Source organism: Microbacterium sp. SCN 71-21 (genome assembly GCF_001725695.1).
Classification (GTDB): domain Bacteria; phylum Actinomycetota; class Actinomycetes; order Actinomycetales; family Microbacteriaceae; genus Microbacterium; species Microbacterium ginsengisoli.
This window is the reverse complement of record NZ_MEGA01000088.1, coordinates 5734-14057: the sequence shown is the minus strand read 5'-3', so window position 1 is coordinate 14057 and position 8324 is coordinate 5734. Positions and strand designations below refer to the sequence as shown.

The following is an 8324-nucleotide window of genomic DNA, read 5'->3' as shown; positions in this document are numbered from 1 at the left end:
TCGCCGACGCGCACGACGACTACGCCGCGCTCGTGGCGCTGCAGACCGAGCGCGATCAGCTCACTACCGAGACCGTCGAACTCGAGGAGCGCTGGCTCGAGCTCGGCGAATCGGTGGGCTGAGAACGACCGGCGTCGATCACCGCGCAGCCCCCTCACCCCTCGACCGCACGCACGAGGGGCCCGGCGCTGACGCGCCGGGCCCCTCGTGCACCGCTTACTTGATGTTGTTCGCCGCGAGGAACGCCTTCGCGATGTCGGCCGGCGACTGCTTGTCGACCGTGCTCTGAACGTTGAGGGCGACGAGCTTCTCGGGCGTGAGCGCGGCGCTCACCTGGTTGATGACGTCGGCGACGTCGCTCTCGATGCTCTTGGCGACGACCGGCACCACGTTCGACGCGAGGAAGAGCGCCTTCGGGTCCTTCAGCACGACCAGGTTGTCGGTCTGGATGCTCGGGTCGGCCGTGTACACGTTGGCGACGTTGACGGTACCGGCGACGAGGTCCTGCACGGTGGTGTCACCGGTCGCCGAGAACGCGACGGTCACGCCGTAGGTGGACTTCAGGCCGGTCGGACCGTACGGACGCTCGGCGAGCTCGGGCGGTCCGCCGAGGGTGAGCGGCTCGGTGACCTTCGAGAGGTCGGCGATGGTGGTGAGCCCGTACTTGTCGGCGAACGCCTTCGTGACCGTGTAGGAGTCCTGATCGGTCGCGGTCGACTGGTTCAGCACCGTGAGGTTCGACGGCAGGGCGGTCTGCAGGGCGGCGTAGACGTCGTCGGCCGACCGGGCGGTGGTGTTCGCGTCGAAGTACTGCAGCAGGTTGCCGGAGTACTCGGGGAACAGGGTGATCGCGCCGCTCTTGAGCTGCGGGATGTAGGCGTCGCGCTGACCGATGTTGAACTGGCGGGTGACCGTCTTGCCGGCGCCTTCGAGGGCCTGGGCGTAGATCTCGGCGATGATCTCGTTCGAGTAGTAGGCCTGCGATCCGATGACGATCGAGCCTCCCGCGCTCGTCGCGGTGGGGCCGGCGATCGAGCTGCTGGAGCCGCAGGCGCTCAGGGCGAGTGCGGCGACAGCGGCGATGGCGGCGGCGCCGATGACGCGTGCCGTGCGTGCTGTAGACATGGTGTCCTCTCTGGGTGCGTGAACCGAGGTTCGGGGCGATTCTTGGGGGTGGAGGGGGATGGAGCAAGACGGTGTGACGTCACGTGACGGCGAGAGCGGATGCCGCGGCGCGCCGTTCCCGGCGTGAGGTGCCGTGCTGACGCACGCCACGCGGCACCGAGGCCCACTGGGCGAGCGCCAGGATCGCGTCGAGGACGAGCGCCAACGCGGCGACGAGGATGGCCCCGCCGAGCACGACGTCGTACTGGCGGAGGTTCAGCGCGGTGATGATCGGCAGCCCGAGTCCGCCGAGGTTGACGTAGGCGGCGATCGTCACCGTCGCGACGACCTGCAGCACGGCCGAGCGCAGTCCTCCCAGCAGCAGCGGCAGCCCGAGCGGAACCTCGACCTTCCAGAGGATCTGCCATTCGGTCATGCCGACCGCGCGCGCCGCGTCGATCGTGCGGCGGTCGATCGCCTCGAAGCCGGTGTAGGCGCCGGCGAGCAGCGGCGGGATGCCGAGCAGCACGAAGGTGATCACCGCGGCCTCGGGCTTGTGCAGCACGCCGAGCAGCAGCACGAGGAAGATCAGTAGTCCGAAGGACGGGATGGCGCGGGCGGCGCCCGAGATGGCCACGGCGACCTCGCGACCGCGGCCGGTGTGCCCGATGAGCCAGCCGAGCGGCACCGCGATCAGCGCGGCGATGAGCACCGAGAGGAACGTGTAGTACAACTGCTGCGCGAACAGGATGGGCAGCGCGTCCGTTCCGGTCAGTCGATCGGGCGAGAAGATCCAGGCGAGGGCCCCGGTGAACAGGTCCATCAGGCGACCTCTGCCCCAGCGAGCACCCGGCGGGTACGTGCGCGGACGGTGCGGGAGCGTCGAGCCCAGGGCATGAGCAGGCGCCCCCCGAGCACCAGCAGCGCGTCGATCAGCAGCGCGATGACCATCACCGCGACGACACCCGAGAGCACCTCTTCGGTGATGCGGCGCTGCAGGCCGTTGGTGAACAGGTAGCCGAGGTTCTCGACGCCGACGAGGATGCCGACGGTGGCGAGCGCGATCGTGGAGACGGACGTCACCCGCAGCCCGGCGAGGATCACCGGGCCGGCGAGCGGCAGGTCGACAGTGAAGAAGCGACGCGCACCGCCGTAGCCGAGCGCGACAGCCGCCTGCCGCACGGACGGGTCGACCGACTGCAAGCCGTCGACCACCGAGCGCACGAGGATCGCGACGGCGTAGATCGTGAGCGCCACGATGAGGTTCGTCTCGCTCAGCGCGGAGTATCCGAACACAGACGGCAGGATGATCAGCAGCGCGAGCGAGGGGATCGTGTAGAGCAGCCCGGTCACGGTGATCAGCCAGCCGCGCAGCAGGCGGTAGCGCCACGCCGCCCAGCCGAGCGGGATGGCGATCACGAGTCCGAGCACGATGGCGATCAGGCTCTGGCGCAGGTGCGAGACCGCGAGCCCCGCGATGAGGCCGAGGTTGTCGCCGACCCAGATCACGACGACGCGCCCTCGGTCGCGAGGATGCCCTGGGTGCGGCCGTCGGCGTCGACGACGGCCGTTCCGCCGCCCGCGGTCGGTCGCAGCGACAGCGCACGCTTACCCCGGTCAGCTCCGATGAACGATCGCACGAAGTCGTCGGCCGGCGCCTCGATGATCTCGTCGGGCGTGCCGACCTGGGCGATCGCGGCACCCTTCGCGAGGATGACGACCTGGTCGCCGAGCAGGAACGCCTCGTCGATGTCGTGGGTGACGAACACGATCGTCTTGCCGATGTCGCGCTGCAGACGCAGGAGTTCCTGTTGCAGCTCGGCACGAACGATGGGGTCGACGGCACCGAAGGGCTCGTCCATCAGGAGGATGTTCGGATCCGCCGCGAGTCCTCGCGCGACGCCCACGCGCTGCTGCTGACCGCCCGAGAGCTGGTTCGGATACCGCGCGGCGAGCGCGCGATCGAGCCCGACCGTGTCCATCAGTTCGAGCGCCCGCGCCCGCGCGGCACGGCGGGTGGCACCGGTGAGCCGCGGAACCGTGGCGATGTTGTCGACGACGCTGAGGTGCGGCAGCAGCCCCGCGTTCTGCATGACGTAGCCGATGCTGCGGCGCAGGGCCACGGCCGACCGATCGGCGATGTTCTCTCCATCGATCTCGATGCGCCCGGCGGTCGGCTCGACCATGCGGTTGATCATGCGCAGCAGGGTGGTCTTGCCGCAGCCCGAGGAGCCCACGAACACGGTGGTGGACCGTGCGGGAAGCTGCAGGGAGAAGTCGGCGACGGCGCGGGTGCCGTCGGGGAAGGTCTTGGATACGGCCGAGAATTCGATCATCGGTCGTCCTCTCAGTCGGTGATCTCGATCTCTTTCCAGAACGCGACATAGCCGGAGAAGTCGGCGCCGACCTTCTCGATCGCGGTGGGGTAGGGCTCGGGGTAGCTCCATGCCCGGTCGGTGAGCTCATTCCCGTCGACGGTCACGGTGAAGTACTGGCACGCGCCCTTCCAGGGGCACGTGTACGGCGTCGGGCTGGTGGTGAGTACACCCTCACGCACCGCCGCCGGCGGGAAGTACCAGTTGCCTTCGATACGGATCAGATCGGCCTCATCGGCCTCGGCGATCACGGTGTCGCCCAGTCGCGCCTGCATTGCGTCCTCCGTTCGGGGCGGCCGCCGGCCGCTCGCATCGCGGGCGGCGATCACCGCTCACGCACACGCTATTCGCAGCGGCGGACATTTCGGACGGGATTGTGACGCCGGATGTCGTGCGCTATGCCCGCATCAGTACCAGAAGCTCAGCCTGGGCGCCTGCGGCGCGGCGAACAGAGCGGATGCCGCGGCCACCCCGTCACCCGTGACCCGTCCCGCCGCAGCGAGGGTCGCGAGACGCACCCCTCCCAGGTAGGCGGCCGACAGTTCGGCGATGCCGAGGCGGAGGGACGGGGCATCCGTCGTCTCGTCGGCGTGGCGCACCGAACCGACGCCGCGCTCGTCCACATCGAGCAGCACACGGCCGGCGGCGAACCCGAGCGGGTCGGCGATCTCGATCACCACGCGCCCGGCGCCGCTGTAGCGACGGGCCTCGAGGGCGGCGACGACATCGAGGATGCGCACGTAGTGGTGATCGCGCACCGTGCGCTGTGCGGCACGCTGGTCGGCGATCATCCAGAGCAGCGGCTCGTCGACCGAGAGCTCGGGCGCCTCGATCCAGCCGATCAGATCCATCTCGAGGAAGAAGCGCCAGAGACCCGCGTAGGACTCGTCGTCGAGCGCGAGGAGGTACACGAGCTCGAGGGTCGAGCGCGCGAAGTCGTCGTGCGACTCCGTCACGCTGTAGAGCGCCACGCCGGTCACCTCCCCCGCCACCGTCGTGTAGACGACGGTGCGCAGCTCTTCGCCCTTCTCCGAGTCAGGACGCGTGCGCAGGAAGCGGTCCCAGTGCCCGGCCGGCATCGTGATCTCGCCCGGCCGGGCGAGGCGCACGCGGTCGTACAGCGGCTCGATCAGGGCGCGTGCGTCGACTCTCGGCACGAAGTCCACGCGTCCCGGCGAGACCGGACCGATCCATCCGGCGCGCTTCGCCTCGATCCGCCAGTGCGCAGCCTCTGCGGCGGGGGCGAAGCCGTACCGGCCGTAGAGCGTCGACTCGCTCACGGTGAGGGTCGCAACCGGCACGCCGGCGGATGCCGCGGCCCGCAACTCGCCCTCCATCATCGCCCGCGCGAGACCCCGCCGTCGATGGGTGGGGGCGACGGTGACGGAGCTGATGGCGGCCGTGTCGATGAGCGCCGGCCCGGGGACGGTGAGCTCGGCGAGCCACGACGCGAACGTCGCGACCGGGGTGCCGGGCACCGGGGCGGAGTCGTCGTAGACGCCCAACCGGCGACGCGCCCGCAGCCCGTCGAACGCGGCCTGGCGCTGCACCTCGGAGCGCTCGGTGCCGAGGAATCCGCGGGAGACGGCCTCGATCCAGCCGTCCGAGGCGGCACGGTCCTCGTCCGTGACGAGGTCGGCGCGCAGCCCCAGGTCGCCGAGCCGGCGCGCCTGACGCTCATCGAGCGGGGCCGCCAGGAAGGCGGCGACGGCGGTGTCGTTCATGATCTCCTCCAGCGGCGCGGTGCGCCCGATCAGTCGTCGTGGATGACGCGTGCCCCCGGCACCGGGCCGTGCACGTGGTGCGCGACGTGCCCGGCGGCCGAGAGCCCGATCTGCAGGTCGATGGCGGCTTCGGGGCCCGCCGCGAGGAACGCGACCGTGGGACCCGAACCCGAGACGATCCCTTCGAGGGCGCCGGCGGCGCGACCCGTCTCGAGCAGGTCGGCGAGGTCAGGTCGCAGCGCGAGCGCGGCCTGCTGCAGATCATTGCGAAGGCTCGCGGCGAGCATGTGCGCATCGCCCGCGCGCAGCGCATGCAGAACGGCGTCATCGACCATCGGCCGACGCGCGGGCACGATGTCGAGCGAGGCGTCGTCGCGGTGCGCGTCGAGGGCGGCGAAAACGGCCGGAGTCGACAGGCCGTCCTCGCTCGTGACGATCACCCAGTCGAAACGCCCGCGCGCCAGGGCAGGACTCAGGTCGTCGCCGCGCCCCAGCCCGATCGCCGTGCCGCCGGTGAGCGCGAACGGCACGTCGGCACCGAGTTCCGCCGCCAGCTCCCGCAGCCGGATCGGCGAGATGCCGGTTCCCCACAGCGCGTCGCACGCGACGAGGGCGGCTGCGGCATCCGCGGATCCTCCGCCCATCCCACCTGCGACGGGCACATCCTTGACGATGCGCAGGTGCACGCCCGCGTCGATGCCCGCCTCGTCCGCGACCAGCTGCGCGGCGCGCACGGCGAGGTTGCGGGCGTCGAGTGGGACACCCGCGACATCCACCGATCCGGTGACCTCGATCGTCAGGTCGTCAGACGCCGAGGCCCACACGTCCTCGTACGCGGAGACGGCCTGGTACGCCGAGGCGACGTCGTGGTACCCGTCGGCGCCGAGCGCGCCGACCTCGAAGAAGAGGTTGATCTTGCCCGGGGCGCGCACGTGCACGGTCGGGGCGGGGAGGATCACAGCTTCGATGATTCTGCCCACAGGTTGACGTCGATGACATCCGACAGCGCGTCGATGCGCTCGAGCTCGTCGGTGTCGAAGGCCGGTCCGGTGAGGGCGGCCAGGTTCTCGTCGAGCTGCTCGATGCTGGAGGCCCCCATGAGCGCCGAGCACACGGTGGGCTCGCGCAGCACCCACTGGATCGCCATCTGCGCGAGCGTCTGACCGCGCTCCTTCGCGATCGTGTTCAGTGATCGCAGCGACGCGATCGCCTGGTGCGACAGCGCCCGGTCGGGCAGGCTGTCGCGCGGCTGCGAGCGCTTGGCCTTGCCGTCGCCGAGGTACTTGCCGGTCAGGAGCCCCTGGGCGAGCGGCGTGAAGGCGATAGCCGACATGCCCTCTTCGGCGAGGACGCCCGTCAGACCGTCCTCGATCCACCGGTTGAGGATCGAGTAGGCGGGCTGATGGATGATCAGCGGCGTGCCGAGGCTGCGGGCCACCGCCGCGGCGACCGCGGTGCGCTCCGCGGAGTACGACGAGATGCCCACGTAGAGCGCCTTGCCCTGGCGCACGAGCGTGTCGAGCGCGCCGATGGTCTCCTCGACGGGAGTGTCGGGATCGACCCGGTGGGAGTAGAAGATGTCGACGTAGTCGAGCCCGAGCCTCGTCAGCGACTGCTCGGCGCTCGCGAGGATGTACTTGCGGCTGCCGAGGTCGCCGTGCGGCCCGGGCCACATGTCCCACCCCGCCTTGGACGACACGACCAGCTCGTCCCGGTAGGGCTTGAAGTCCTCGCGCAGCATGCGTCCGAAGTTGGTCTCCGCGGCGCCGTAGGGAGGACCGTAGTTGTTGGCCAGGTCGAAGTGGATGATGCCGTGGTCGAAGGCGTGCCGGAGGATGCCACGCTGCGTGTCGAAGGCGACGTTGTCGCCGAAGTTCCACCACAGGCCGAGCGAGATCGGCGGGAGGTAGAGACCGGATGTCCCGACCTGACGGTATTCGGTGAGGTCGTACCGATCCGGGGCCGCCGTGTAGGGCCGGTGGATGTCGGGGACGGAGGGTCGGATACGCGGCTCTGTGCTCACCCGCCCAGGCTAGCCGCCGCGCGGGCGATGCGCAGGTAGTCCTCGACGGTGAGGTCCTCACCGCGGGCGGTGGGGGCGACATCCGCACTCTCGAGCAGCGCACTGGCCGCCGCGGACGACCCGCCGAGCACCCCGGAGAGCGCCTGCCGCAGCATCTTGCGGCGCTGTTGGAAGGCCGCGTCGACGATGCGGAACGTCGTCTGCCGCTCGGCCTCGGTGCCTCGCGCCGCGTGCGCGCGGGCGAATCCCACGAGCACGCTGTCGACATTGGGCACGGGCCAGAACACCATGCGCGACACCGTGCCGACCAGGCGCCAGTCGCCGTACCACGACGCCTTGACGCTGGGGGCGCCGTAGACCTTGGAACCCGGCCCCGCGGCGAGCCGCTCGCCGACTTCGGCCTGCACCATCACGACGCCGCGGTCGAGACGCGGGAAGGTCTCCATGAAGTGCAGCAGCACGGGCACGGACACGTTGTACGGCAGATTCGCGACGAGCACCGTCGGCTCCCCCGGCAGCGAGGAGATCGTGAGCGCGTCGGCGTCGACCACGGTGAGGGCGCCGTCCTCGACACCGTGGTCGGCGGCGGTCTGCGGAAGTCGCGCGGCGAGGCGGTGGTCGATCTCCACCGCGGTCACCCGGGCGCCGGTCTCCAGGATCGCGAGCGTCAGCGACCCGAGCCCCGGGCCGACTTCGACGACGCGGTCGTCGGCCGTAACGGATGCCGCGGCCACGATCTTGCGCACGGTGCCGGGGTCGTGCACGAAGTTCTGGCCGAGCTTCTTCGTCGGGGTGACGTCGAGCTCGGCGGCGAGGGCGCGGATCTCGGCCGCGCCGAGCAGATGCACGGTCACCCCCTCACCCTAACGAGGCGCGGCGTCAACCCCCGACCCGCCCCTCCGGGCGCCACTAGGGTGGTGCGGTGAGCACTGGAACGATCCCCGCCGACGCCTTCTCTCTGCGCAGCCCCTTCGGGCGACGGGCGGTGGGGCTGTCGGTCGCGGCGGCCGTCGGAGGTTTCCTGTTCGGCTTCGACTCGTCGGTCATCAACGGCGCGGTCGACTCGATCGGCGGGCACTTCTCCTCGGCTCGGCACTG

Annotated in this window: 9 protein-coding genes and 1 pseudogene; 1 reads left to right on the top strand and 9 read right to left on the bottom strand. The window is 70.5% G+C overall.

The features are described 5' to 3' along the window. Positions 1-216: 216 nt before the first annotated feature. The 9 genes from ABT08_RS11535 to rsmA form a co-directional block, all read right to left on the bottom strand. On the bottom strand, positions 217-1125 hold the full coding sequence (locus tag ABT08_RS11535; protein ID WP_045248649.1) for an ABC transporter substrate-binding protein: 909 nt from the start codon (positions 1123-1125) through the stop codon (positions 217-219). 79 nt (positions 1126-1204) lie between these two features. Further along, positions 1205-1927 carry an ABC transporter permease gene (locus ABT08_RS11530; protein WP_288115045.1) on the bottom strand — a complete coding sequence of 241 codons (723 nt, stop codon included), beginning with the start codon at positions 1925-1927 and terminating at the stop codon, positions 1205-1207. After that, entirely contained in the window at positions 1927-2613 is a 687-nt protein-coding gene (locus tag ABT08_RS11525) for an ABC transporter permease (protein WP_056210130.1), read from the bottom strand. Before ABT08_RS11525 ends, ABT08_RS11530 begins: the two co-directional genes overlap by 1 nt. Next, entirely contained in the window at positions 2610-3440 is an 831-nt protein-coding gene (locus ABT08_RS11520; protein WP_045248646.1) for an ABC transporter ATP-binding protein, read from the bottom strand. Before ABT08_RS11520 ends, ABT08_RS11525 begins: the two co-directional genes overlap by 4 nt. Before the next feature lie 11 nt (positions 3441-3451). Beyond that, positions 3452-3754: a DUF427 domain-containing protein gene (locus ABT08_RS11515; RefSeq protein WP_056210132.1), complete on the bottom strand. Its 303-nt coding sequence runs from the start codon at positions 3752-3754 to the stop codon at positions 3452-3454. Between the two features lie 132 nt (positions 3755-3886). Next, a complete protein-coding gene (locus ABT08_RS11510; RefSeq protein WP_288115043.1) occupies positions 3887-5203 on the bottom strand; it encodes a GNAT family N-acetyltransferase in 1317 nt (438 codons plus the stop codon). A 29-nt stretch (positions 5204-5232) separates the two neighbouring features. Then, a complete protein-coding gene (locus tag ABT08_RS11505; RefSeq protein WP_502685888.1) occupies positions 5233-6171 on the bottom strand; it encodes a 4-(cytidine 5'-diphospho)-2-C-methyl-D-erythritol kinase in 939 nt (312 codons plus the stop codon). Beyond that, complete coding sequence (locus ABT08_RS11500; protein ID WP_056210136.1) at positions 6159-7226, bottom strand: aldo/keto reductase; 1068 nt, start codon at positions 7224-7226, stop codon at positions 6159-6161. The genes ABT08_RS11505 and ABT08_RS11500 overlap by 13 nt, the downstream gene beginning before the upstream one ends. Next, complete coding sequence (gene rsmA, locus ABT08_RS11495; RefSeq protein WP_288115041.1) at positions 7223-8080, bottom strand: 16S rRNA (adenine(1518)-N(6)/adenine(1519)-N(6))-dimethyltransferase RsmA; 858 nt, start codon at positions 8078-8080, stop codon at positions 7223-7225. Before rsmA ends, ABT08_RS11500 begins: the two co-directional genes overlap by 4 nt. Before the next feature lie 83 nt (positions 8081-8163). On the opposite strand from rsmA, the pseudogene ABT08_RS11490 reads away from it, so the two are divergent. Continuing rightward, positions 8164-8324, top strand: a pseudogene (locus ABT08_RS11490) (sugar porter family MFS transporter); the annotation flags it as partial.